Here is a 23,128-nt window from a genome sequence, read left to right on the forward strand (position 1 = left end):
CTTGCTGGTGCGCCGCGACGGTCGCTACGTGACGGTCGGCGCCAGCGACAGCATCGCCCAGCAAATCGACGACATGGAACGTGCGGACGGTGACGGACCGTGCGTCGACGCGATCGAAGAAGAGACGCCGCAGATCGAAACCGACCTGACCGCACCGAACCAGTGGCCCCAGCTGGCGGCCCGGATGGTTGCCGAGACGCCCGTGCGCGGGGCGATGGGTTTTCGCATCCTGGTCGACAAGCGGAAAACCGGGGCGCTCAACCTGTTCAGCGACAAGCCGAACGTCTTCGACACCGAATCCGCCGGCCAAGCCATCGTGCTGGCATCGTTCGCCAGTGTGGCCATCAACGCGGTCGCGTCGGGCGAGGACGTCTCCACCTTGCGGCGCGGGCTGCTGTCCAACCGTGAGATCGGCAAGGCCGTCGGGATGCTGATGGTGCTGCATGGCGTGGACGAGCAAGACGCGTTCAACGTCCTGCGCCGGTACTCCCAAGATCTGAACATCAAGCTCGCCGACGTGGCGCGGACCGTCATCGAAAGCCGAGGCAAGCCGATGTTCGGCACCAGTGAGCAGCGCTAGCGTCGGCCTCTGCGCCTATTCGGGCAACCGCAGCTCGGGTTTCTCAACCTCTTCGATGTTGACGTCTTTGAAGGTGACAACCCGCACCTGCTTGACGAACCGGGCCGGCCGGTACATGTCCCATACCCACGCGTCGGACAGTCGTAGTTCGAAGTAAACCTCGCCGTCGGCGTTGCGTGGAACCATCTCGACACTGTTTGCCAGATAGAAGCGTCGCTCGGTTTCCACGACGTAGCTGAACTGCCCCACGATGTCCTTGTATTCGCGGTACAGCGAGAGCTCCATCTCGGTTTCATACTTTTCGAGATCTTCGGCACTCATCAGCTCAGCCGTCCTTCTCCGTCCCGCGGTTGACTACCGTGCTCCATCTTTCCCCACCCATTTTCATTCTGCTGACCCGGTGCGCACTCCGCCACTATCTGGGTACCCGTCCCGGACGCCACCCGCCGCACGTTGATGAATGAACGCCGATGCTCCGAGCAGGGTCCCAGCTCGTTGAGCGCCGCCGAGTGCGCCACGGTGCTGTAGCCCTTGTGCACGGCGAAGCCGTAGCCGGGATGGTCGGACTCCATCGCCACCATCAGCCGGTCCCGGCTGACCTTGGCCAGCACGCTGGCCGCGGCGATGCATGCCGCGGCGGCGTCGCCTCCGATCACCGGCAGCGACGGCACGGGCAGCCCTGGCACCCGGAAACCGTCGCTGAGCACGTAACCCGGGCGAACCGACAGTCCCGCCACCGCCCGGCGCATGCCTTCGATATTGGCCACATGCACGCCGCGGCGGTCAACCTCGGTCGACGGGATGAACACCACGTGGTACGACAGCGCGTATCGGCAAATCACGGGGTAGAGCTTCTCTCGGGCCTTTTCGGTGAGCTTCTTCGAATCGTCAAGAGCAGCAAGGCTTTCCAAGCGGCTCGGCCCCAGCGCGCAGGCGGCGACCACCAGTGGCCCCGCGCACGCCCCGCGCCCGACCTCGTCCACGCCGGCCACCGGCCCGAGGCCGCCGCGATACAACGCGGCCTCCAGGGTGCGCAGGCCCGACGATTTGCGGATCACCGTCCGCGGCGGCCAGGTCGTGGCCATGGCCTAGTGGTTCTGCTGAGGATTCGCCGCACGCACGGCACCCCACCGCGAGGGCGGCCACACAATGAACCTCGCCTTGCCGATGACATTGCCGACCGGCACCGTTCCGGCCATGGGATCACCGGTGCACAGCAATCCGTTGATGGCGTCGCCCGGGGTGCTGGTGCAGTGAGCCCGCGAGTCCGCCGAGTGGGTGCGGTTGTCCCCCATCACCCATAGCCGGCCCTGCGGGACGCTGACGGGCCCGAATTCGGGCCCCAGGCAGGGATAGACACCCGGGTCGGCGTTCAGCGTCGCCGGGTCCAGATACGGCTCCGTCAACTTCTTGCCGTCGACCGTCAGTCCGGTGTTGTTGCGGCACTCCACGGTCTGGCCGCCCACCGCGATAACACGCTTGACTAAGTCGTTTTCGTCAGGAGGCACAAACCCGATGAACGACAACGCATTTTGCACCCAACGGATCACGGCGTTGTGCGAACGGATGGATTTGTAACCGATGTTCCACGGCGGTGGTCCCTTGAACACGATGACGTCTCCGGGGTGCGGAGAGCCGAACCGGAAGGTGACCTTGTCGACCATGATCCGGTCGCCGACACAGCCCGAGCACCCATGCAGCGTGGGTTCCATCGATTCCGACGGGATCAGGTAGGGACGGGCCACGAACGTCAACATGACGTAGTAGAGCACCAGCGCGATGACGGCCAGGATCACGGTCTCCCGCAGCGCCGCCCGCTTTTTGTCGGGGTGATCGTCCGCGTCAGCCGAATCCGGCTCCGCTACGGAGGGGCGGCTCGTCGCGACTTCTGGATCGGCCGGACCGGAATCGGGTTGACCCTCAGTCGGGCCGGTCGGTTCTGTCACGGGTTCAGCGTAGTCAGCATCTCGATGCGATTCGGTAGGGCCGCCACCGAAACGCCGACCGCGCAGAAAATCAGCGCTTTTCCTTGATCTTGGCTTTCTTGCCGCGCAGCTCGCGTAGGTAGTAGAGCTTGGCGCGACGAACGTCACCGCGGGTCACGACGTCGATGTGGTCGATGTTGGGCGAGTGCACCGGGAAGGTCCGCTCGACGCCGACGCCGTAGCTCTCCTTACGCACGGTGAAGGTCTCGCGGACCCCACCGCCCTGGCGGCGCAGCACGACGCCCTTGAACACCTGGATGCGCTCCTTGGCGCCCTCGATGACCTTCACGTGCACATTGATCGTGTCACCGGGGTGGAAGGCCGGGAGGTCGTCGCGCAGCGACGGCTTGTCGACGAAATCCAGCGTGTTCATGTCGGAAGACACTTCCTTGCGGTCGCGGCTGCGTGCCGCTGCTCACCGCTGCGAACGGGTGGGCAGGCAACCTAGCCGATGTTTCGGGCATCTGGGTGCGTCTCGCGGTAGGCGGGAGCGGGCCGGCCGGCCGACAACCGCTGGAGACAACTGGTCAATTGTGCCAGATCGGGCCCACGCAGCGAAATCACGGCGAATCGCCGCTGCATCTGACTCCCCCGTGACGTGGGCAAATGGTACACATGACGCTGAGATGACCACGCGAGCGCGGCTGCCGATGCTGCTGATCGCCACCGCGGCAGTGCTGACGGTGTCGACGAGCGGCTGCGCAAAGGTGTACGGGTCACCCGACGGCCCGGAACCCGCTGTCCATGCCCCTGAGTCACCGCCTACCGCCGCGTTCGACGGATTGTCGGCCCGTATCGCGCAGGCCACCGACGCCGCCGCGGCAGACGGCGCCACCATCTCGATTGCCGTCCTCGACCGGGTGACCAGCCAGATGTTGGCAGGCGGCAACAACCAGCTGGTCGGGATCGCATCCGTCGCGAAGCTCTTCATCGCCGACGATCTGTTGTCACAGCAAGCAGGCACGCCGCTGTCGTCGGAAGATCGCCAGGCGCTGGACAGCATGCTGCGGTCCTCCGACGACGACGCCGCGGAGACGTTCTGGGCCGCGCGCGGCGGCGAGACGATCATCAACGGCGTCGCGAGCCGCTACGGGTTGACGTCCACCACGCCGCCCAGCGACGGGCAGTGGTGGGACACGATGAGCTCGGCCTCGGATCTGGTGCACTACTACGACGGGCTGCTCAGCGGGGCCGGTGGATTATCCGGCGAGCGCGCGGAGATCATCCTCCACGACCTTGCCGGCTCGACGGCTACCGGAGCCGACGGTTACCCGCAGCGGTTCGGTATTCCCGACGGCCTCTTCGCCGAACCAGTCGCCGTCAAGCAGGGATGGATGTGCTGCATGGACGGCAGTAGTTGGATGCACCTGTCGACCGGCGTCATCGGCGCGGACCGGCGATACGTCATGGTGATCGAGTCGCAGCAACCGTCGGACGACGCCACCGCGCGGGAAACGATCACTGCGGCCGTCAAGACGATGTTTCCGTCCGGCCGGATCGGCGCCTAGCCCCGATCCCGATCCCACAGGTCGGGCCGCCGTTCTCGGGTGCGCTGCTCGGCGGTCTGCCGCCGCCAGGCCTCGACGCGAGCATGGTCGCCGGACAACAGCACCTCGGGGACATCGAGCCCACGCCAGCTCGGCGGCCGGGTGTACGAGGGGCCTTCCAGCACACCGTCGGAATGCGAATCGTCCTGGTGTGAAAGAGGATTACCCAACACGTTCGGCATGAGGCGCAGCACCGCCTCGATCATCACCAGCGCCGCCGACTCCCCGCCCGGCAAGACGTAGTCGCCGATCGACACCTCTTCGACCCGCATCCGCGTCGCCGCATCGTCGACGACCCGCTGGTCGATCCCCTCATAGCGGCCGCACGCGAACACCAGATGCGATTCGCTGCCCCACCGCTGGGCGGTCGACTGCGTGAACAGTACGCCCGTCGGCGTCGGGACAACGAGAAGCGTTTCCGGCGAGCAGATTTCGTCGAGCGCCTCGCCCCATACCGGCGCTTTCATCACCATCCCGGGTCCGCCGCCGTAGGGCGAGTCGTCGACCGAGCGGTGCACGTCGTGCGTCCACCTACGGAGGTCGTGCACCCCGAGCTGGACAAGGCCTGATTCTATTGCCTTGCCCGGCAACGACTCTCGTAGCGGATCCAGGTAGGTCGGGAAGATCGTTACGACGTCGATTCTCATCACACTGCGCCCTCAGTTCTCCAGTTCCAGGAGCCCCTCGGGCGGATCGATCTCGACGACACCGTCCTCCAGCGAGACCGACGTGACGATCGCGCCGACGAACGGCACCAGCAACTCGCCACCTTCTTCGCGGTCGACGGCCAGCAGCTCACCGCCCGCGGTGTGCAAAACCTCGGCGACGACCCCGATTTCGCGGCCGTCGATCGTGCGCACTCGAAGACTTTCGAGCTGGTGGTCGTAGTAGGTGTCGGACTCGTCGATGGGCGGCAGATCCGCGGAGTCGACGACGAACACGCTGCGCCGCAGTGCATCGGCGGCGTCGCGGTCGGCGACACCGGATAGCCGCACCAGCAGGCGGCTGCCGTGGACGCGGACCGTTTCCACGGTGTAGTTGCGCTCACGGCGATCAGAACCCTTGGCGCGCAATACCGCACCGGGCGCGAACCGAAGCTCTGGGTCATCGGTGCGAACCTCGACGACGAGTTCGCCGGTGACGCCGTGCGCTTTGACCACGCGCCCGACTGTCAACTCCAAGGGAGCACTCCGCTACTGGTCGGTGTCCACCACGTCGACACGAATGCCGCGACCACCGATGCCGGCAACGAGGGTGCGCAGCGCGGTCGCGGTGCGCCCACCGCGGCCGATCACCTTGCCGAGGTCGTCGGGGTGAACGTGCACCTCGACGGTCCGGCCCCGCCGGCTGGTCACCAGATCGACCCGTACATCGTCAGGGTTGTCGACGATCCCGCGGACCAGATGTTCGACGGCGTCGACGACGACAGTACTCATGGGGGTGGTCAGCTCTCGGTCGTCGGCTCGGCCTGCTCGCCGGCGGCGGCCGGCGCGGCCTCATCGGCCGGCTTCCCGGCGTCGTCGGCCTTCTCGGCGGTGTCCGCTTTCTCGGCCTTGTCCGAAGCGGCGGCCTTCTTCGCCGGAGCCTTCTTCTTCTTCGGCGTCGAGGCCTCGGTGTCGGGGGCACCATCGGCGGCAGCCAGGGCCGCGTTGAACAACTCGAGCTTGGTCGGCTTGGGCGCGGCGAGCTTCAGCCTGCCCTCAGCTCCGGGCAGGCCTTTGAACTTCTGCCAGTCACCGGTGATCTTCAGCAGTTTCAGGACGGGTTCGGTGGGTTGAGCCCCCACCGACAGCCAGTACTGGGCGCGCTCGGAGTCGACCTCGATCAGGCTCGGCTCCTCCTTGGGGTGATACCGGCCGATGACCTCGATTGCGCGGCCTTCGCGTCGCGTCCGCGAATCGGCGACCGCGATGCGGTACTGCGGGTTGCGGATCTTTCCGAGCCGGGTGAGTTTGATCTTTACCGCCATGGTTGAGCAACTTCTCCTACGGATGTCACGCTGCAATTCAGCGATTCGGGCGGGATGCCCGGATCCGGTTTTGCCTCGCGTGTGTGACCGCCGAACAAGCACCGCGAAAACGATGGGTCGCGCGGCGGACAGCCGCCTATTGTGCCAGAGCCGGGCCTGAAGTCGAAATTCAGTTCGAGTGCGGCTCCTACAGGATTTTCTGGAAGCACTTGGTCTCCACCCGGCGGGTCATCCGCCACCCGTCGGCGGTGCGAACGAAGCCGTCGTCGTACCACAAGCCGCAGAACATCACCTGGTCCTTCTCGCCGCCGAGGACCATCGGGTTGAAACAAATCGTCCGTGACGACGCGCTGTCCCCGTCGATGCGGACTGAGAAGTTGCCCAGCATGTGGGCATACATCGGAAAGTTCGGCAGGACTTCGGCCAACCAGGCCTTCACCTCGGGATAACGGCCTTCGATGCCACCGAGAGCCGTGTAATCGATGTAGGCGTCCTTGGTGAATACCGCGTCCAGATCGTCGAAGCGACGCGTGTCGATTGCGGTCGAGTAATCAACGATCAGCTGCTGGATTTCCAACCGGTCCGAGATTTCGGCGTGGCTCAACATGGGTCGATTGAACACCTACGAAGTCAACGACCGGCGGCGCGGGCCGGTAAGGTGCGTGGCCATGCGGAAGCTTCTCGCCGCAGTCGCGGCTGTCCTCTCCCTTGTCGGCACCAACGTAACTGCTTGGGCGGACGCCGGCGTGCAGCCGGTCGGTTCGGTGCCCATCCCCGACGGGCCGGCCCAGACCTGGCTGGTCGCGGATCTCGATTCGGGTCAAGTGCTGGCCGCACGCGACGAGAATGTTCGTCATCCACCGGCCAGCACCATCAAGGTGTTGCTGGCGCTGGTGGCCCTGGACGAGCTGAACCTGGACTCGACCGTGGTCGCCGACCCGGCCGACAGCCAGGTCGAATGCAACTGTGTGGGCGTGAAAGCCGGCCGTGTTTACACGACGCGCCAACTGCTGGACGGCCTGCTGCTGGTGTCGGGTAACGACGCGGCCAACACGCTGGCGCACATGCTGGGCGGCCCGGGCGCCACCGTGGCCAAGATGGACGCCAAGGCGGCATCGCTGGGCGCGGTGAACACCCATGCGTCGACCCCGTCGGGTTTGGACGGGCCGGGCGGGTCGGGTTGGTCGACAGCCCACGACCTGGCCGTCATCTTCCGCGCGGCGATGGCCAACCCGGTGTTCGCTCAGATCACCGCCGAGCCGTCGGCGATGTTCCCCGGCGACAACGGCGACCACCCGATCGCCAACCACGACGAGCTCCTGACGCGATACCCGGGCGCCATCGGCGGCAAGACCGGGTTCACCGACGCCGCACGCAAGACATTCGTCGGCGCCGCGGCTCGCGGAGGCCGCCGCTTGGTGGTAGCCATGATGTACGGGCTGGTGCGCGAGGGCGGACCAACCTACTGGGACCAGGCAGGCGGCCTGCTCGACTGGGGCTTCGCCCTCAACCCGCAGTCCGCGATCGGCACGCTGTAGGTCTCAGACGACACCCGCTACGGTTTCGGCTAGTCTTCCAGTGCCGTGGCACTCAATTGCGCAGGAGTCCAATATGAGCAGCCACGGCGTCCGGTCGACACGCGTCGACGGTGTCCGTGGGTTGAGTCGCCAGCCATTGTCAACGATGTCTGCGTCGTCAGTAGTCGACGCAGATGTCCGTAAGGAATGAGAGATCGATGATGGCCGAAAACCAACACGCTGCATCTGGTTCGCCACCTCAATCCGACGACTTCAGCACCCATGAGTCGGAGGTCGAGGGGCTAGCCGTAGTGGGCGTGAGCGGAAGCGTGGACATGCTCACCGCTCCCGGGCTGGCCGAGGCCATCGATTCCGCGCTCGCCAAAAAACCCAAAGGCCTGATCGTCGACTTGTTGAAGGTCGAGTTCCTCGGCTCGGCCGGCATCAGCGTCTTGATGAAGACCCGCGACAACCTCGGCGAGTCCATCCCGTTCTGCGTGGTCGCCGACGGGCCTGCCACGCACCGACCGCTCACCTTGCTGGGCATCAACGAGCTGATGAGCGTTTGCCGAAGGCTGGACGACGCCGTCGGCAAACTCACTGACGGCTAAGGGCTCAGCCCGGCAGGCCGATACCGCTCAACAACGACGACAGCAGGGCGATCCGCCGATCTTCGATCTCGGGTTGCGGCAGCACAGCCCGCAGCATCGCGGCTCCGTCAAAGGTATTGGTCAACAATGCCACCAGAACCGGGAACGTTTCCGGCGACAAACTGTCGGCGCCGGGCAACGCGCGCGCGGCGTCGCAGATCTTGCTGGTGTATTGCTCGAGAACGTTTTGCAAAGTGGCATTGAGCTTTTCGTCGGTGCGCGCGGCGACCATCAGTTCGTAGAGCACGGCGTTGGTGGAGCTGCTGGTGATGTCTCGCAGGATGGTCAGCCCCGCCTCCATCGCCGGCCGCTCAGTTGGTATCGCGGCGACCTGCTTGGTGAACGAATCCAATTGCCGCCGAAGCACTTCGTAGGCCGTGGCGGCCATGAAGTCGCCCATCGTGTCGAAGTGCCGGAACAAGGCGCCGACGGATACCCCGGCGCGCTTGGTGATCACGGCCGCCGACGCCCGGGCGTATCCGACCTCGATGATCGTCGCGATGCTGGCCTCGAGCAGTCGCGCCACCGTCTCTTCCCGGCGTTGTTGCTGCGTCCTTGCCATCGGGTGACCTACGCGCTCGAGCCGGCGAGTTGTCGACGAGCAGCGCCGGCCCGCAGGTAGCGACCCGACTTCACCGTCTTCCCGTAGCCGTCGCGGAATTCGCCGTTGCGGAACACAATTGCGCCGTTCACACCCGTTGCCACCACCGCCGCATCGTTGCGGTTCACCATGCGGCTCAGGTCGCCGTAGAACGGAACCTTTTCCTCGTGGTAGGCATCCACCGAGTCATCCAGGCCGGCGGGATCGATCACGACGAAGTCGGCGCGATCGCCTTCCCGCAGGGTGCCGGCGTCCAGGCCGAACCATTCGGCCACTTCACCGGTCAGGCGATGCACCGCACGTTCGATGGTGAGGAAGGGCTGTCCATCGTGGTAGGCGTCCAGCGTGCGCTTGAGCAACCGCAGTGAGTAGTTGTAGAAGGCCATGTTGCGCAGGTGCGCACCGGCGTCGGAAAAGCCCATGTGGATGCTCGGCTCGGCGGCCAGCTTATTCAGCTGCTTGGGCCGGTGGTTGGCGACGATGGTGGTCCAGCGCACGTTGCGCTCACCGTTTTCGACCAGGACATCGAGGAACGCGTCCAGCGGGTGCAGGCCTCGCTCCGTGGCGATCGCACCGAAGCTTTTGCCGATCAGCGTCTTGTCGGGGCATTCGACGATCACTGCGTCGTGAAAGTCCTTGTGCCACAGCGACGGCCCGAGCTTGACGCGGTCGAACTGCCGGCGGAACCTGCGGCGGTACTCCGTGTCGGCCAGTAACTCATTGCGCTCCAGCTGGTCTCGCAGGTGTAGCGCGGCGGTGCCTGCACCGAACTCTTCGAAGACCGGCAGATCGATGCCGTCCGAGTAAAGCTCGAACGGCACCGGCAGGTGCTGGAACCGAACCTTCGAGCGCAGTAGGAAGTTCATCAGCCGCGTGCCCGGGCCAAAGACGTGTACCGCCAATGGCATCGACTTGGCGTCGGCCGATACCAGCAGGCTCATGCGAACGGCTTTGCGCAGCCCGAACAGTGGGCTGCTGGCCAGGAAGAACAGCAGTCCGGATTCGGCTTTGGCCACGTTGGGCGCGCTTTGCAGAATCCGGCCGCGCTTGCGCAGCACCTTGATCAGCTTGCGGCGTTCCCGCCACGTCGCGAAGGTGGACGGCAGCGCGCGGGAGCGGAACCGGTCGCCGTCGAGTTTGTCGATCGCCGCGTCCATCCCGGACATGCCGAGCATGCCGGCCGCGAGCGCGTCGTCCAGCAACGCGGCCATCTTGTCGAGCTCGGCGTCGGTGGGCTCCACGTCGCGGGTGGTGGCGCGATCGAGGCCGAGCACCGAGGTCCGGAGATCCGAATGACCAAGCAGCGAGCTGACATTCGGGCCCAACGGCAGGCCGTCGATTGCCTCGACGTATTCCGCGGGAGTCGACCAGGTCTTGTGGTCCTGCAATGCAGCCAGGACGAATTTGCGCGGAACGGCCTCGACCCGGCTGAAAAGGTCGGCGGCATCGTCGGCGTTGGCATAGACGGTCGACAGCGAGCACATGCCGAGCAAGACCGTGGTCACACCGTGGCGGACCGACTCGCGCAATCCGGGGTCCAGCAGCACCTCGGCGTCGTAGTGGGTGTGCACGTCGACGAATCCGGGGACGACCCACTTGCCCTTCGCGTCGACGATCTCGGGGCAACCGGTCTCGTCCAATGGAGTTGACGACACCGTGCACACGACACCGTCGCGGATGCCCAACGTGCGGGTTTGCGGCGTACTGCCGGTTCCGTCGAACCACAATCCGTCGCGAATGATCACGTCGTAGCTCACTATCGTCCTCCGCATCGTTGGGGTGTGGCCAAGCTAGCATAGATAGCGAGTACTCGCAATCTTTTCTTGGCCCGCCCTGCTAGAGCCGTCCCCTGCTGCGCGGCCGCTGCGCCGATGGACTCACCGCACCGAGCCGCGCCGTGAGCTCGGCGACCGAGATCTCGTCCAGACTGTGCACGGCGTCGATGATCCGGGCGCGCAGCGCATCGTCGGCGAACGGTTCGGCGAGCCAATGGAATTTCTCCACCACCCGATCCCATGACAGGGGTCGGGTGGGCGATCCCTCGAAGTCGGACTGTTCGCGGCGCAACTCACGACCGTCGGTGAGTGTGATCTGCACGCGAGCCGCAGTGCGTTCGGGATAGGCCTCGGTCAGATCGGCTGCGGCACGGACATGTACCCGCGCCAGTAGGTCTTGGACGTCACCGTGGCGGACTCGTTGTGTCTCAAGCTGTTCGGGACCGACCTGACCGTCCAGCAGCGCAGCGGCCACCAGATACTTGAGGTTGTAGTCCGCCTGCTCTTTGGTCGACGGGTGGTCCTTGTTGCCGTAACGACCACCGCCGGCGATGTCGAATGCACCTTGGAAGACCTCGAGTGTCACGGCCGCGACGTCGGCGCCGGTGATGCCGCGCTCGTCACGAAGCGCCAGCGTTGCGTCGATCACCACCTGGCCGTGGATCAGCGCGCAGTACTGCTTGAGGTAGGTCTGCTCGACCGCGATCAGTGCGCGGTCGGATGTGCGCAGGTCGATTCGCTGATCGAACAACTGCTCGAGGCCATTGGGGCCTTCGAAAAGCGCACGCGGACCGGTGATTCCGCGGCCGGCAAGCATGGTGGCATAAACTGCGCGCATCCCGGTGATGGCCGGCGAGATGCCCTTCCATGTCGACACCGGTTCGGTGTGCACGGCTGCTAGCGACAGGTTGTCCACCGCTGAGGCGGCGATGGCGTCGCCGGTCTGGGCCACGCCAAGACCGAGCAGCTTCGCTGAGCCTGCCGCGGCCGAGATTCCCAGTTGCAGCGCGTGGTTGAGCCCGCGACCCATCACGGGAACCTGTGCGCTGAAACGACATTGGACTTCGTAGGCGATCGCGAGAGCCAGCAGGAAGTCCGATCCGCTGGCCTCGGCATGCTCGGCGACGGCGAACACCGCGCCGAAGTTGTCGGCCGGATGGCATAAACCGCCAGGAGTCAGATAGGTATCGAGTAGATCGGGATAGCGCACCAGCACCGCGTTGAAGAAGGCGGCCTGATCCACCGACGCGCGTCCGCCTCCGACGAAAGTCGCGGTCGGGCGGCCGCTGAACTGTTCGGCGTGCGCGCGGATCGCGGGAATGAGTTCGCCGTCGAGTGCGGCGATCGCACAGGCGATGCTGTCCAGGACATTGCGTTTCAGCATCGCCCGGGTGTCCCCGCTGATATCGGACTGATCGGCGTTGACCACGAACTCTGCGAGCCGGTCGACGGTGTACCCGGGGCTGTCGTCGGTCATGACGGGCCTGTCTCGAAAACTGTTGGCGAGGCCAAACTGCCATCTCCGGCAAGCTCGATGCGCCGGCACATGTCGTCAGACATATCCGGCGTATCGGCGAGATCGAACCAGCGAGCCTGCAGGCTTTCGTCGTCCGCGGGGAAGGGCTCACCGCCGACCCAGTCCATCCGGAATACGTGGTCGAGGTACTGCGCGTGATCGCCGTTGGCGTGGACGATCGGACGCGTCACGTGCACCCAGGCCAGTCGTCGGGCGACCGCGTGGATACCGCTCTCTTCGAACACTTCTCGGACTGCACAGTCGGCCGGGTTCTCCCCCGGCTCGACAATTCCGGTGACTGGCGTCCAGGCCTGGTTGTCGGACCGTTGGATCAGGAGCACCTGCTGATCGCGAATAACCACCGCCGTTATCCCGGCCAGCCACAACGGCGCATGCCCGATGTGCTGGCGAAGCGCGACGATGAACTCAGGGATCGGCATATCCCGTTTCTAACAGAGACCGTCACGAAGACACGTCCGTTGCCCATGACCGGACCCGTGAAACTTGTGTCTGTTACACACAGGGTGTTCGCCTCTAAGCTCTTCTCGTTCTCTCGTCAGCGCTGGAAAGGACGGCCGTCATGCCACTCGCACGGATCGACCTCATCGAGGGCAAGTCGGTGGAATACCGCCGCACCATCGCAGACGTCGTGTACGACAAGATGATCGAATGTCTGGGAGTGCCCGAGGATCGATTTCAGACCATCACGGAACACAAGGCGGAGAACTTCTTTTTCGACCCCGACTACCTCAGTCTCTACCGGTCCGAAAACTGCATCTTCATTCAGCTAATCTTCCTCGACGTCGCGAGCCCTGAGCAAAAAGCCGCGTTCTATAAGGCGGTCGTGGACCAGTTGCACGAGAAGCTGCAGGTACGGCCGGAGGACGTCTTCTTCAACCTGATGACGGTCGACCCACCAGACTTTTCCATGGGCAACGGCAAGGCCACTTACATCAACGGGGTACCGACCAATCGTCTCGACCCAAATTCCATCGAGGGCTGACCGACTGGCCCAGGCGCGGCTCAGTAGAACTGCCCGCGCAGGACGACCACGTCCGCGCGGTGCAGCACCTCGGGGCCGTAACGGGGATCGTCGTAGTAGCACAACATGTCTGCCGACGCGCCATCGTCCAAGCCTGGACGGTCGAGCCACTCACGGGCGTCCCAGCACGCCGCGCCGAGCGCTTCGGTGGGGGTCATCCCGATGCGGGTCAGTGCCTCGACTTCGTCGCCGATCCGCCCGTGGGCGATCATGCCGCCCGCGTCGGTGCCGGCGTAGATCGGTATGCCGGCCTCTCGGGCAGCGGTCAACCGGGGATAGCAGTTGGCGTACAGGTCGCGTATGTGCGCGGCGTAGACGGGATACTTTCCGGCGGCATCGGCGATGCCGGGAAAGTTCTCGACGTTGATCAGGGTCGGCACCAAGGCGGTTCCGTACTCCACCATCAACTCGATGATGTCGTCGGTCAGCCCGGTGCCGTGCTCGATGCAGTCGATCCCCGACCGGATCAAACCGGGCAGCGCATCCTCGCCGAAGACGTGCGCGGTGACTCGCGCACCGTGGGCGTGGGCGGCGTCGATCGCTGCCGTCAGCACGTCGTCGGACCACAGTGGCGCCAAATCGCCTATGCCACGGTCGATCCAGTCGCCGACCAGCTTGACCCATCCGTCGCCACGTCGGGCCTGCAGCGCCACCGCCTCCGGGAGCTGTGATTCGTCTTCGATGTCGATCGGCAGGCCGGGGATGTACCGCTTGGGACGGGCCAGATGCCGCCCGGCCCGAATGATGCGGGGCAGGTCGTCGCGATCGTCGAGGCTGCGGGTGTCGATTGGCGATCCGCAGTCGCGCAGCAGCAACGCGCCGACCTCGCGTTCAGCCTCGGCCTGGGCGATCGCCTCGTCGAGTTCGACGCCTCCCTGCGGCCCCAGCCCGACATGGCAATGCGCATCGACCAGCCCGGGCAGGATCCAGCCGCCGTCGAAAATCGTGTCAGCGCCGCCGACCGGCTCGCGGCTGATTCGGCCGTCAACGATCCACAGTTCGAGGGGTTCTTCGTCGGGCAGCCCGATCCCTCGAACGTGTTGCGGCACTACTTACCCGGGAATTTCAGCTTGGACAAATCGAAATCGGCCAGCCCGGGCGGCAATTCGTCCAGACCCTGCGGCATGTTGGACAGGTCGGGGAATCCGGCCGGCATGCCTGCGCCGAGCGGGCCGCGAACCTTGGGCGGCGTCGGCCCACGCTTCTTGCCCTTCTTGCCCTTGCCTTTTGCGTTTTTTCGGGTCGCCGACTTTCGTCCCAACCCGGGTATGCCCATGCTGCTGACCATCGAGGACATCATCTTGCGCGCCTCGAAGAAACGGTCGACCAGTTGGTTGACCTCGGACACCGCCACACCGGAGCCGTTGGCGATGCGCAGGCGGCGTGATGCGTTGATGATCTTCGGGTCGGCCCGCTCCTGCGGCGTCATGCCGCGGATGATGGCTTGCAGCCGGTCGAGTTGGCTGTCGTCGACGGCGGCCAGGGCATCCTTCATCTGACCCGCGCCCGGAAGCATGCCCAGCAGGTTGCCGATCGGACCCATTTTACGGATCGCCAGCATCTGCTCGAGGAAGTCCTCCAGTGTCAGCTCGCCGGATCCGATCTTGGCGGCCGCGGCCTCGGCCTGCTCCGCATCGAAGACCTGCTCGGCCTGCTCGATCAGGCTCAGCACATCGCCCATGCCCAGGATGCGGCTGGCCATCCGGTCTGGATGGAAGATGTCGAAGTCTTCTAACTTCTCGCCGGCTGATGCGAAAAGTATTGGCACACCGGCTATTTCACGTACCGACAGCGCAGCGCCACCGCGGGCGTCGCCGTCCAGTTTGGTCAGCACCACGCCCGTGAAGCCGACGCCTTCGCCGAACGCCTGGGCAGTGGCCACCGCGTCCTGACCGACCATCGCGTCCAGAACGAACAGCACCTCGTCGGGGTCGACGGCAGCGCGGATGGCCGACGCCTGGGCCATCATCTCCTCGTCGATACCCAACCGCCCGGCCGTGTCGACGATCACCACGTCGAAGTGCTTGGCCCGTGCCTCCGCGAGCCCGGCCGCGGCCACGGCGACCGGATCGGCCGGGCCGGCCTGCTGATCGGCCTCGGCATCCGCCGAAGTGCCGGGGTGCGGCGCGAACACCGCGACGCCGGCCCGCTCGCCGGTGATGCGCAGCTGGTCGACCGCGCCCGGCCGCTGCAAGTCGCAAGCCACCAACAGCGGAGTGTGGCCCTGGCCGCGCAGCCACAGCGCCAGCTTTCCCGCCAGCGTGGTCTTACCGGAGCCCTGCAGACCGGCCAGCATCACCACGGTCGGCGGCGTCTTGGCGAATGCCAGCTGCCGGGTCTGCCCGCCCAGGATGGCGACCAGTTCCTCGTTGACGATCTTGACGACTTGCTGCGCCGGGTTGAGGGCGCCGGATACCTCCGCGCCCTTGGCGCGGTTTTTGATTCGACCGACGAACGCACGGACCACCGGCAGCGAAACGTCGGCCTCGAGCAGTGCCAGCCGGATTTCGCGGGTGGTGGCGTCAATGTCGGCGTCGGTCAGCCGGCCTTTGCCGCGAAGTCCTTGCAGGGCACCGGTGAGCCGATCGGACAGCGATTCAAACACGCCGCCCAGCCTAATGGGAACCGATCAGCGTGGCTGCACACGCGCGAACTTGGTTAGACCGCGGCCGCGTCCGGCTGTGTCTCCAGCACCGACAACAGGTGATGCTCGATCGCCGATCGGGTGCCCGAACCCGGCTCGCCACTCGCCTTGGCGGCGGCGCTGTGCGCGGGCAACGCGATACAGAACACGTCGTCGACCATCGACCCGCGCGTGCTGACCTTCGCCCAGTCGATATCCACCCCGGAACGCTCCAGCGCGCCGGTGAGCAGCGCCAACAGACCGGGCCGGTCGTTCGCCCGGATCTCGACGATCAGTCGCCCCGGCGCGCCGTCGAACCACAAGATCCGGGGCGGCGCGGACGAGTTATGGACTGGAACCGCGGTCGGGGCGTCGCCGAGCGGCCTGGGCTTCGCATCGGCCGACCGCTGCTTCAGCATGTCCAGCACGTCGGTCTGGCCGCCGAGGGCCCGGATGAGCTGCTGACGCAGCAGACCCGCGGCCGGTGGACTGCCGAAGTGCGGCGACACCACGAATTCGCTGATCGCGACGCCGTCCTCGATATTGATCGACGCCGAATGCACGCGCAACGAGTTCAGGGTCAGCACCCCGGCAGCTTTGGACAGCAGCCCGCGCTGGTCCGGGGCGATCACCACCGCATGGTGCAGGCGCTGATCTTTAGCGGGCCGCAGCTCGACGTGCACCTTGCGGTCGGCCGCCAGCGCGATGTACTCGGGGTCGAGCGGGTCGGCTTGCGGCAATGCCTGACCGTTCATCGCCATCCGGCTGCGCCGCACCAGGTCGCCGACCAGCGAGGCCTTCCAGTCGCTCCACACCCCGGGCCCGGTGGCCAACGAGTCCGCCTCCGTCAGAGCGTGCAACACGTCCAGCAGCACCGGGTCGCCCTCCAACGCCTCGCAGACGGTGGCGATGGTCTGCGGATCGTTGAGGTCCTGCCGAATCGCGACCTTGGCCAACAACAAGTGGTGGTACACCAGCTTGGACAGCATCTCCACATCTGACGGCCACATGCCCAGCCGGGTACCGATCTGGGTGGCCAGCTGAGCCCCCAGCATGCAGTGATCGGCATCGCGCCCCTTACCGATATCGTGCAGCAGCGCGGCAAGGATCAGCAGGTCAGAACGGGCCACTCGGGTGGTGAAAATCCTTGCCCGCGACACTGTTTCGGCCAGGTGACGGTCGACCGTCCAGATATGCACGACGTCACGCGGCGGAAGATCCCGTACCGCGCCCCACTCCGGGAACAGCCGGCCCCATAGCCCGGTGCGGTCCAGCGTCTCGATGACCGCGATGGTGTCCGGCCCTGCGGTCAACATAACCAAGAGGTTGTCCAGCGCGTCGCGCGGCCACGGCGTGGGCAGTTCCGGCGCGGTATCGGCCAACCGGCTCAGTGTCGACACCGCAATAGGCAGTCCGGTGGCCGCCGATGCCGCCGCGACTCGCAGCAACAGCGCCGGGTCGCTCTGCGGTCGGGCATCGCGAGCGAGGACGATCTCTCCGGCGTACTCGATGACGCCCTCGTCCAGCGGCCGACGCGGACGCCGCCGGATCGCCGACATCCCGCGCCGCGGCAGAGCGTTGGAGGCGGTCCGCAGCCCGGCATCGACGCGGTAGCTGATCGTGCGTCCCACGTCGGACAGCACCCGCGACAGGTCGAAGCGGTCGCCGATGTGCAGCGCCGCGCTGATCTCGTCGGCAAACTGGGCCAGCACCTGGTCGTGGCCGCGGCCCGAAACCCGGTGGAGTTCGGTGCGGACGTTGAGCAGGGTCAGGTGGGCACCGGTCAGCGAACCCAGCGGGTCGTCCGCTTCTCCTACGGCAAGGCGGTCGGTGAGGTGAGCGATGGCCAGCGCATCGAGCAGTTGAATATCGCGCAGGCCGCCGCGGCCCGATTTGATATCGGGCTCGGCGCGGTGGGCGATCTCGCCGCAGCGACGCCACCGGGAGTGGGTCTCGTCGACGACTTCACCGAAGATGGATTGGATTCCGGCCCGCCACTGCCGGCGAATTCCCTCGATGAGGCGACCGGACAGCTCTTCGTCGCCGGCGATGTGCCGGGTATCGAGCATCGCCAGACAGGCGGACACGTCCGCGCTGGCGACCTTCAGTGTCTGGCCCACGGTCCGAACACTGTGATCGAGGCGAATGTTGGCGTCCCACAACGGATACCACAGCGAGTCGGCGACGTCCCGGACGGCGTCGGTGTTCATGCCGTCGTGCAGCAACAGCAAGTCCAAGTCCGAGTAAGGCACCAGCTCGCGACGGCCCAGCGAACCTGTCGCGACGATCGCGAAGCCGCTGCCGGGCATGATGCCGATCTCGGAAGCCTTTGTCGTCAACCAGAATTCGTGCAGTTCGCCCCACGCTTCACGCAAGGCGGCCGAGTCGAGTTCGTTGGGTCCGCGGGCGAGCAACTTCTCCCGGGCGCCCGCCAAATCGCTGGCCGCGCCGGGAGTTTTGCCCGCAACGGCCGCCGACGACGAATCGGGTAATTCTTGCTCGCGCTGACTCATTCCCGTCCGAATCGGCTCGGCCACCCCCAAACAGTACTCATAACGCGAGTATCAGATCGCGTCGGCTCCGCGCTCGCCGGTGCGTACCCGGACCACGGTTTCCACGGGGCTGACCCAGACCTTGCCGTCACCGATCTTGCCGGTACGTGCGGCCCGCACGATGCTGTCCAGGGCCTTGTCGGTGTCGAAGTCCTCGACCAGGACCTCGACGCGGACCTTCGGCACGAAGTCGACTGAGTACTCAGCACCGCGGTAGACCTCGGTGTGGCCCTTCTGACGCCCGTACCCCTGAACCTCGCTGACCGTCATGCCCAGGATGCCCACCTGTTCAAGGCCGGCTTTGATGTCCTCGAGCGTGAACGGCTTCACGATCGCGGTAATCAGCTTCATCCTATTCCGCCTCTACTTTGTCGCCCACTCGATCAAAAGTGCTTTCCGGCAAACTCGCATGAGGAAGGACAGAGCCGGTAGCTTGTGCGAATTCGTAAGCACTCTCTGCGTGCTGAGCTTCGTCGATACCGGCCGCTTCTGCCTCGGGAGTCAGACGTAGCCCGATCGTGTATTTGAGTATCAGGGCAAGGATAAGGGTGCCGACGGCGGAGTAGAGGAGAACGCTGAACGCGCCGACCGCCTGTCGTTCCAGCTGACTCCAACCCCCGCCGTAGAACAGGCCCTTGGATACACCAGCCACGCCGTTGATGGCGGGGCTTTCCGGCGCGGCAAGCAGACCGACCAGCAGTGTCCCTGCCAGGCCGCCGATCAGGTGCACACCGACCACATCCAGCGAGTCATCAAAGCCGAACTTGAATTTGAGCCCGACTGCCAGCGCACACAGCACCCCAGCTGCCGCGCCGATCGCCAAGGCACCTAACGCGTTGACCGACGAGCAGGATGGTGTGATGGCGACCAATCCGGCGACGATGCCCGAGGCCCCGCCCAGCGTCGTCGCATGACCATCGCGGATCCGCTCGGTGAGCAGCCAGAAGAGCATGGCCGTGGCCGTGGCGATCGTGGTGGTCATGAACGTCGACCCGGCGACGCCGTTGGAGCTGGTGGCCGAACCGGCGTTGAACCCATACCAGCCGAACCACAGCAGGCCCGCGCCGAGCATCACAAACGGCACATTGTGCGGACGGAAGAGCGTAGTGGGCCAGCCCTTGCGTTTGCCCAGGACGATCGCCAGAACCAGGCCGGCCGTACCGGAGTTGATATGGACCGCAGTACCGCCGGCGAAGTCGATTGCGTGCAGCTTATTGGCGATCCAGCCGCCGTGCTCGGACGCGAAACCGTCGAATGCGAAGACCCAGTGCGCGACCGGGAAGTAGACGATCGTGGCCCACAATCCCGCGAACACCAGCCAGGCGCTGAACTTCAGCCGGTCGGAGACAGCCCCCGAGATCAATGCGACGGTGATGATCGCGAACATCAGCTGGAAGGCTACGAACACGGTGGCCGGCAACGTACCGGCCAGTGGGATGTCAGTAGCCGCAACGCCTTTGGTGGGATCGGCGGCCACGGAGTTGCCACCGATGAGGCCCTTCAGACCCCAGTACTCGGTCGGATCACCGACGACGTTGCCTTTGTCGTTCCCGAATGACATCGAGTAGCCGTAGAGCACCCAGAGCACCGTGACCACGCCCATGGCGCTGATGCTCATCATGATCATGTTGAGCACGCTTCTGGCGCGCACCATCCCGCCGTAGAAGAACGCCAGTCCTGGCGTCATCAACAGCACCAGTGCAGAACTTGCCAGCATCCAGGCGGTATCGCCGGTATTGGGCTGGCCCAGTGTCGGGAAACTCACTCGCTATCACCTCCGGTCGGCCGCGAACAGCCGACAGACATATGCCTGTGGCCTGATCCAGAACCTTGCGCATTAGTTGTTACAAAAAGCGGCGCTGACAGGTTTCGCCGGTGTTACAGAACGCCGGAGGGCCAATTCAGCCAAGAAGGGCGTCGACGAAAGCCGCGGGTTCGAACGGCGCGAGGTCGTCGGGTCCCTCCCCCAGCCCGACCAGCTTGACCGGCACGCCGAGTTCTTGCTGGACCCGGAAAACGATGCCGCCCTTGGCCGTACCGTCCAGCTTGGTCAGCACCGCTCCGGTGATGTCGACCACATCGGCGAACACCCGTGCCTGCGCCAGCCCGTTCTGCCCGACGGTGGCATCGAGCACCAGCAGCACCTCGTCGACCGCGGCGCGCCGCATCACCACGCGTTTGACCTTGCCGAGCTCGTCCATCAACCCGGTCTTGGTGTGCAGCCGCCCCGCGGTGTCGATCACGACGACATCAGCGCCCGACTCGATGCCCTTGTCAACGGCGTCGAACGCCACCGAAGCCGGATCGGCGCCCTCGGGCCCACGGACCACCTCGGCACCCACCCGGGCGGCCCAGGCTTGCAATTGGTCGGCGGCGGCGGCGCGAAACGTGTCGGCGGCGCCCAGCACGACCCGTCGGCCGTCGGCGACCAGGACCCGCGCGAGTTTGCCGACCGTGGTGGTTTTGCCGGTGCCGTTGACGCCGACCACCAGCAGCACCGATGGGTGGTCGTCGTGCGGTAGAGCCCGCACCGATCGGTCCAGACCGGGCTGCAGCTCGGCGATCAACACCTCCCGCAGCACCGCACGGGCATCGGCCTCGGTCTGTACGTCTTTGCTGGCGAGCCGACTGCGCAGCTCGGCCACTATTGAGCTGGTCACTGTTGGACCCAGATCGGCGATCAGCAGGGTGTCTTCGACTTGTTCCCAGGAATCCTCGTCGAGGTAGCCGCCGCCGATCAGCCCTAAGAGGCTGCGGCCCAACGCATTCTGCGATCTGGCGAGTCGGCCGCGCAGGCGTTCCAAGCGCCCTTCGGGCGGTGCGATCGCCTCGGTTGCGGGCGCCGTGGCTGCGGGCGCCGGCTCGATCGGCGGCATCGGCTCGGCCGTTGGCGCGGCGCTATCCGGTTCGGGCAGTTGAACATCGGAGATCGGGCGCTTCGGCGCGTCGCGCGGAATGGTCGCGTCGTCACCGACAGCGGGCAGCTCGGTGGTGTCGATGCGCTCGGGAGTTTCGGTGCGGCTGAACGTGATTCCCGATGACGCGGTGTACCCGCCGGAACGGTCCAGAGTGGGGGTCTGCTCGGGGGCCGACAAGCGGATCTGCCGCCGTCGGGAACGGACCAACCCCAGGACCAGCGCGGTGACGACGACGAGCGCGGCGACGACCGCGATTGCAATCCACAGGGTTTCCGGCATTCCGACATTCTCCCAGGCCCGGTCTGGACAGCAGTGGGCACGTGTGTCGGTGGCTCGTGCCAGACTCGCTGCTGTCGTTCACGATGTCCACAATCAAACAAGGGGTGTCATGGCAGGAGATGTCCGATTAGGTGCGGTGTCAGTCGATTGCGCCGACCCGGCTGGCTTGGCAGAGTTCTACCAGAACGTCCTGGATTTGCAGGTGCTGTTCGCTGGCGATGATTTCGTTGCCCTGCGGGGCGCTGGCGTCTTTCTGACGTTTCAGCGCGTCGTGGATCACAAGCCACCGAACTGGCCAGATGGCGCGGTCCCCAAGCAACTTCACCTCGAATTGGCGGTGTCTGACCTTGACGGCCAGGAAGCCCGGATGCTCGCGCTTGGCGCCACCAAGGCCGACGTTCAGCCCAACCCGGATAACTGGCGGGTGCTGATCGACCCGGCAGGCCACCCGTTCTGCATCACCACATTGATGCCCGAGGTCACCTAGTCCGACCGTTGCTCGCGCGCCAGCGAAGCCGGCGCCGGCTAGTTAGTCGACGCCGGAACCAGTCGTGACCAGCTCGTTGACCTGCTGACCGCGCATCCGCTGCGAGATCACCGTGGTGATGCCGTCGTCGCGCATCGTCACGCCGTACAGCGAGTCGGCGACCTCCATGGTCGGCTTCTGGTGGGTGATGATGATCAGCTGCGACTTGGCCCGCAGCAGGTCGAACAGACCGATCAGCCGCCGCAGGTTGGTGTCGTCGAGCGCCGCCTCGACCTCGTCCATGATGTAGAAGGGCGACGGGCGGGCGCGGAAGATGGCGACCAGCATCGCCACCGCGGTCAGTGATTTCTCGCCACCGGACAGCAGCGACAGCCGCTTGACCTTCTTGCCGGGCGGACGAGCCTCCACCTCGATTCCGGTGGTGAGCATGTCGTCGGGATTCGTCAGCAGCAGCCGGCCCTCGCCACCGGGGAACAGCGAGGCGAAAACCCCTTGGAATTCCCGCTCTACGTCGACATAGGCCTCGGTGAACACCTGCAGGATGCGGGCGTCGACATCGGCGACCACGTCGAGCAGATCCTTACGCGCGGCCTTGACATCCTCGAGCTGGGTGGACAGGAAATTGAAGCGCTCCTCCAGGGCCGCGAACTCCTCGAGCGCCAACGGGTTCACCCGGCCCAGCTCGGCCAGCTCGCGTTCGGCGCGTTTGGCGCGACGCTCCTGCGTGGGCCGGTCGAACGGCAGCGGGGCCGGTGCCGTGACCTGCTCGCCGCGCTCGCGCGCCTGCTCGTATTCGGCCATCTCCAGCTCGCTCGGGGGCAGCGTCACCTGTGGGCCGTATTCGGCGACCAGCACGTCGGGCGCCATGCCGAACTGCTCGAGCACCATCTGCTCGAGTTGCTCGATACGCAGTGCCGCTTGGGCTTTGGCGACCTCGTCGCGGTGCAGCGCCTCGGTGAGCACTCCGATCCGGGTGCCCAGCGTGTTCACCTCGTCGCGGACCGCAACCATCGCCGTAGACCGTTGCTGACGCTCGGCGGCCAGCGCGTCGCGGTTTTGCGATGCGGCGCCGACCACCAGACTCAGG

The 23,128-nt window shown here is 65.7% G+C and carries 25 protein-coding genes and 1 pseudogene; 6 read left to right on the forward strand and 20 right to left on the reverse strand.

Features of this window, described 5'->3' with window-relative positions; genetic code table 11:
• Window positions 1-580: GAF and ANTAR domain-containing protein (locus VGH54_RS14105; RefSeq protein WP_331512641.1), on the forward strand; the 580-nt coding region annotated here is incomplete at its 5' end.
• Window positions 581-595: 15 nt separating this feature from the next.
• On the opposite strand, the gene VGH54_RS14110 is transcribed toward VGH54_RS14105, so the two are convergent.
• The 4 genes from VGH54_RS14110 to rplS all read right to left on the reverse strand — a co-directional run bounded on the left by VGH54_RS14110 (window position 596) and on the right by rplS (window position 2,938).
• Complete coding sequence (locus VGH54_RS14110) at window positions 596-901, reverse strand: DUF2469 domain-containing protein (RefSeq protein WP_007171389.1); 306 nt, start codon at window positions 899-901, stop codon at window positions 596-598.
• Window positions 901-1,665, reverse strand: a complete 765-nt coding sequence (locus tag VGH54_RS14115; protein ID WP_331512642.1) for a ribonuclease HII — start codon at window positions 1,663-1,665, stop codon at window positions 901-903. The genes VGH54_RS14110 and VGH54_RS14115 overlap by 1 nt, the downstream gene beginning before the upstream one ends.
• A gap of 3 nt (window positions 1,666-1,668) precedes the next feature.
• Window positions 1,669-2,526, reverse strand: a complete 858-nt coding sequence (gene lepB / locus VGH54_RS14120; protein WP_331512643.1) for a signal peptidase I — start codon at window positions 2,524-2,526, stop codon at window positions 1,669-1,671.
• A gap of 70 nt (window positions 2,527-2,596) precedes the next feature.
• A complete protein-coding gene (rplS, locus tag VGH54_RS14125; RefSeq protein WP_331512644.1) occupies window positions 2,597-2,938 on the reverse strand; it encodes a 50S ribosomal protein L19 in 342 nt (113 codons plus the stop codon).
• Between the two features lie 253 nt (window positions 2,939-3,191).
• Between rplS and VGH54_RS14130 the strand changes: the two genes are divergently transcribed.
• Window positions 3,192-4,073, forward strand: coding sequence for a hypothetical protein (locus VGH54_RS14130; RefSeq protein WP_331512646.1), 882 nt, complete (start codon window positions 3,192-3,194; stop codon window positions 4,071-4,073).
• Here VGH54_RS14130 and trmD read toward each other — a convergent pair.
• The 5 genes from trmD to VGH54_RS14155 all read right to left on the reverse strand — a co-directional run bounded on the left by trmD (window position 4,070) and on the right by VGH54_RS14155 (window position 6,688).
• Complete coding sequence (gene trmD / locus VGH54_RS14135; protein WP_331512647.1) at window positions 4,070-4,759, reverse strand: tRNA (guanosine(37)-N1)-methyltransferase TrmD; 690 nt, start codon at window positions 4,757-4,759, stop codon at window positions 4,070-4,072. The two genes, VGH54_RS14130 and trmD, sit on opposite strands and share 4 nt — an antisense overlap.
• Before the next feature lie 12 nt (window positions 4,760-4,771).
• Window positions 4,772-5,293, reverse strand: coding sequence for a ribosome maturation factor RimM (rimM, locus tag VGH54_RS14140; protein ID WP_331512648.1), 522 nt, complete (start codon window positions 5,291-5,293; stop codon window positions 4,772-4,774).
• A 12-nt stretch (window positions 5,294-5,305) separates the two neighbouring features.
• Entirely contained in the window at window positions 5,306-5,548 is a 243-nt protein-coding gene (locus VGH54_RS14145; RefSeq protein WP_036354608.1) for an RNA-binding protein, read from the reverse strand.
• 8 nt (window positions 5,549-5,556) lie between these two features.
• Window positions 5,557-6,081, reverse strand: coding sequence for a 30S ribosomal protein S16 (rpsP, locus tag VGH54_RS14150; protein WP_331512649.1), 525 nt, complete (start codon window positions 6,079-6,081; stop codon window positions 5,557-5,559).
• Window positions 6,082-6,268: 187 nt separating this feature from the next.
• Window positions 6,269-6,688 carry a nuclear transport factor 2 family protein gene (locus VGH54_RS14155; RefSeq protein WP_331512650.1) on the reverse strand — a complete coding sequence of 140 codons (420 nt, stop codon included), beginning with the start codon at window positions 6,686-6,688 and terminating at the stop codon, window positions 6,269-6,271.
• Between the two features lie 61 nt (window positions 6,689-6,749).
• Between VGH54_RS14155 and VGH54_RS14160 the strand changes: the two genes are divergently transcribed.
• Both VGH54_RS14160 and VGH54_RS14165 read left to right on the forward strand, forming a co-directional pair.
• Window positions 6,750-7,619 carry a D-alanyl-D-alanine carboxypeptidase family protein gene (locus VGH54_RS14160; protein WP_331512651.1) on the forward strand — a complete coding sequence of 290 codons (870 nt, stop codon included), beginning with the start codon at window positions 6,750-6,752 and terminating at the stop codon, window positions 7,617-7,619.
• Between the two features lie 197 nt (window positions 7,620-7,816).
• Window positions 7,817-8,209: an STAS domain-containing protein gene (locus tag VGH54_RS14165; protein ID WP_331512652.1), complete on the forward strand. Its 393-nt coding sequence runs from the start codon at window positions 7,817-7,819 to the stop codon at window positions 8,207-8,209.
• A 4-nt stretch (window positions 8,210-8,213) separates the two neighbouring features.
• Here VGH54_RS14165 and VGH54_RS14170 read toward each other — a convergent pair whose 3' ends face one another.
• From VGH54_RS14170 to VGH54_RS14185, 4 genes and pseudogenes are all read right to left on the reverse strand, one after another.
• Window positions 8,214-8,810 (reverse strand): TetR/AcrR family transcriptional regulator, encoded by a 597-nt coding sequence (locus tag VGH54_RS14170; RefSeq protein ID WP_331512653.1) that lies wholly within the window; start codon window positions 8,808-8,810, stop codon window positions 8,214-8,216.
• An 8-nt stretch (window positions 8,811-8,818) separates the two neighbouring features.
• A pseudogene (locus VGH54_RS14175) lies at window positions 8,819-10,646 on the reverse strand (N-acyl-D-amino-acid deacylase family protein).
• A gap of 39 nt (window positions 10,647-10,685) precedes the next feature.
• Window positions 10,686-12,101 carry an MmgE/PrpD family protein gene (locus VGH54_RS14180; RefSeq protein WP_331512654.1) on the reverse strand — a complete coding sequence of 472 codons (1,416 nt, stop codon included), beginning with the start codon at window positions 12,099-12,101 and terminating at the stop codon, window positions 10,686-10,688.
• Window positions 12,098-12,580 (reverse strand): NUDIX domain-containing protein, encoded by a 483-nt coding sequence (locus tag VGH54_RS14185; RefSeq protein WP_331512655.1) that lies wholly within the window; start codon window positions 12,578-12,580, stop codon window positions 12,098-12,100. Before VGH54_RS14185 ends, VGH54_RS14180 begins: the two co-directional genes overlap by 4 nt.
• 140 nt (window positions 12,581-12,720) lie before the next feature.
• Here VGH54_RS14185 and VGH54_RS14190 point away from each other — a divergent pair, with 140 nt between their 5' ends.
• Entirely contained in the window at window positions 12,721-13,143 is a 423-nt protein-coding gene (locus tag VGH54_RS14190; RefSeq protein WP_331512657.1) for a tautomerase family protein, read from the forward strand.
• Between the two features lie 20 nt (window positions 13,144-13,163).
• Here the strand turns inward: VGH54_RS14190 and VGH54_RS14195 are convergent, their stop codons facing one another.
• The 6 genes from VGH54_RS14195 to ftsY all read right to left on the reverse strand — a co-directional run bounded on the left by VGH54_RS14195 (window position 13,164) and on the right by ftsY (window position 21,554).
• Window positions 13,164-14,231 carry an amidohydrolase family protein gene (locus VGH54_RS14195; RefSeq protein ID WP_331512658.1) on the reverse strand — a complete coding sequence of 356 codons (1,068 nt, stop codon included), beginning with the start codon at window positions 14,229-14,231 and terminating at the stop codon, window positions 13,164-13,166.
• The gene (ffh, locus tag VGH54_RS14200) at window positions 14,231-15,787 is read right to left on the reverse strand and encodes a signal recognition particle protein (RefSeq protein ID WP_331512660.1); all 1,557 of its coding nucleotides are present in this window, start codon (window positions 15,785-15,787) and stop codon (window positions 14,231-14,233) included. Before ffh ends, VGH54_RS14195 begins: the two co-directional genes overlap by 1 nt.
• Window positions 15,788-15,840: 53 nt before the next feature.
• Complete coding sequence (locus tag VGH54_RS14205; protein ID WP_331512665.1) at window positions 15,841-18,318, reverse strand: [protein-PII] uridylyltransferase; 2,478 nt, start codon at window positions 18,316-18,318, stop codon at window positions 15,841-15,843.
• Window positions 18,319-18,369: 51 nt separating this feature from the next.
• A complete protein-coding gene (locus VGH54_RS14210; RefSeq protein WP_331512661.1) occupies window positions 18,370-18,708 on the reverse strand; it encodes a P-II family nitrogen regulator in 339 nt (112 codons plus the stop codon).
• A 1-nt stretch (window position 18,709) separates the two neighbouring features.
• On the reverse strand, window positions 18,710-20,074 hold the full coding sequence (locus VGH54_RS14215; protein WP_331512666.1) for an ammonium transporter: 1,365 nt from the start codon (window positions 20,072-20,074) through the stop codon (window positions 18,710-18,712).
• 184 nt (window positions 20,075-20,258) lie between these two features.
• Entirely contained in the window at window positions 20,259-21,554 is a 1,296-nt protein-coding gene (gene ftsY, locus VGH54_RS14220; RefSeq protein ID WP_331512662.1) for a signal recognition particle-docking protein FtsY, read from the reverse strand.
• Window positions 21,555-21,663: 109 nt separating this feature from the next.
• On the opposite strand from ftsY, the gene VGH54_RS14225 reads away from it, so the two are divergent.
• Window positions 21,664-22,041 carry a VOC family protein gene (locus tag VGH54_RS14225; protein ID WP_331512663.1) on the forward strand — a complete coding sequence of 126 codons (378 nt, stop codon included), beginning with the start codon at window positions 21,664-21,666 and terminating at the stop codon, window positions 22,039-22,041.
• 42 nt (window positions 22,042-22,083) lie between these two features.
• Here the strand turns inward: VGH54_RS14225 and VGH54_RS14230 are convergent.
• Window positions 22,084-23,128: AAA family ATPase (locus VGH54_RS14230; protein ID WP_331512664.1), on the reverse strand; the 1,045-nt coding region annotated here is incomplete at its 5' end.

It is taken from the genome of Mycobacterium sp., assembly GCF_036488105.1.
Taxonomy (GTDB): Bacteria; Actinomycetota; Actinomycetes; order Mycobacteriales; family Mycobacteriaceae; genus Mycobacterium.

What these genes read in the sequence shown, in the direction of transcription:
- VGH54_RS14215 (WP_331512666.1), bottom strand. Translation starts at nt 20,074, where the DNA reads ATGCTGGCAAGTTCTGCACTGGTGCTGTTGATGACGCCAGGACTGGCG.
- VGH54_RS14115 (WP_331512642.1), bottom strand. Translation starts at nt 1,665, where the DNA reads ATGGCCACGACCTGGCCGCCGCGGACGGTGATCCGCAAATCGTCGGGC.
- VGH54_RS14165 (WP_331512652.1), top strand. Translation starts at nt 7,817, where the DNA reads ATGATGGCCGAAAACCAACACGCTGCATCTGGTTCGCCACCTCAATCC.
- VGH54_RS14160 (WP_331512651.1), top strand. Translation starts at nt 6,750, where the DNA reads ATGCGGAAGCTTCTCGCCGCAGTCGCGGCTGTCCTCTCCCTTGTCGGC.
- rpsP (WP_331512649.1), bottom strand. Translation starts at nt 6,081, where the DNA reads ATGGCGGTAAAGATCAAACTCACCCGGCTCGGAAAGATCCGCAACCCG.
- VGH54_RS14145 (WP_036354608.1), bottom strand. Translation starts at nt 5,548, where the DNA reads ATGAGTACTGTCGTCGTCGACGCCGTCGAACATCTGGTCCGCGGGATC.
- VGH54_RS14185 (WP_331512655.1), bottom strand. Translation starts at nt 12,580, where the DNA reads ATGCCGATCCCTGAGTTCATCGTCGCGCTTCGCCAGCACATCGGGCAT.
- VGH54_RS14205 (WP_331512665.1), bottom strand. Translation starts at nt 18,318, where the DNA reads ATGAGTCAGCGCGAGCAAGAATTACCCGATTCGTCGTCGGCGGCCGTT.
- VGH54_RS14225 (WP_331512663.1), top strand. Translation starts at nt 21,664, where the DNA reads ATGGCAGGAGATGTCCGATTAGGTGCGGTGTCAGTCGATTGCGCCGAC.
- VGH54_RS14210 (WP_331512661.1), bottom strand. Translation starts at nt 18,708, where the DNA reads ATGAAGCTGATTACCGCGATCGTGAAGCCGTTCACGCTCGAGGACATC.
- VGH54_RS14170 (WP_331512653.1), bottom strand. Translation starts at nt 8,810, where the DNA reads ATGGCAAGGACGCAGCAACAACGCCGGGAAGAGACGGTGGCGCGACTG.
- trmD (WP_331512647.1), bottom strand. Translation starts at nt 4,759, where the DNA reads ATGAGAATCGACGTCGTAACGATCTTCCCGACCTACCTGGATCCGCTA.
- ftsY (WP_331512662.1), bottom strand. Translation starts at nt 21,554, where the DNA reads ATGCCGGAAACCCTGTGGATTGCAATCGCGGTCGTCGCCGCGCTCGTC.
- rplS (WP_331512644.1), bottom strand. Translation starts at nt 2,938, where the DNA reads ATGAACACGCTGGATTTCGTCGACAAGCCGTCGCTGCGCGACGACCTC.
- VGH54_RS14110 (WP_007171389.1), bottom strand. Translation starts at nt 901, where the DNA reads ATGAGTGCCGAAGATCTCGAAAAGTATGAAACCGAGATGGAGCTCTCG.
- VGH54_RS14155 (WP_331512650.1), bottom strand. Translation starts at nt 6,688, where the DNA reads ATGTTGAGCCACGCCGAAATCTCGGACCGGTTGGAAATCCAGCAGCTG.
- VGH54_RS14130 (WP_331512646.1), top strand. Translation starts at nt 3,192, where the DNA reads ATGACCACGCGAGCGCGGCTGCCGATGCTGCTGATCGCCACCGCGGCA.
- VGH54_RS14180 (WP_331512654.1), bottom strand. Translation starts at nt 12,101, where the DNA reads ATGACCGACGACAGCCCCGGGTACACCGTCGACCGGCTCGCAGAGTTC.
- VGH54_RS14190 (WP_331512657.1), top strand. Translation starts at nt 12,721, where the DNA reads ATGCCACTCGCACGGATCGACCTCATCGAGGGCAAGTCGGTGGAATAC.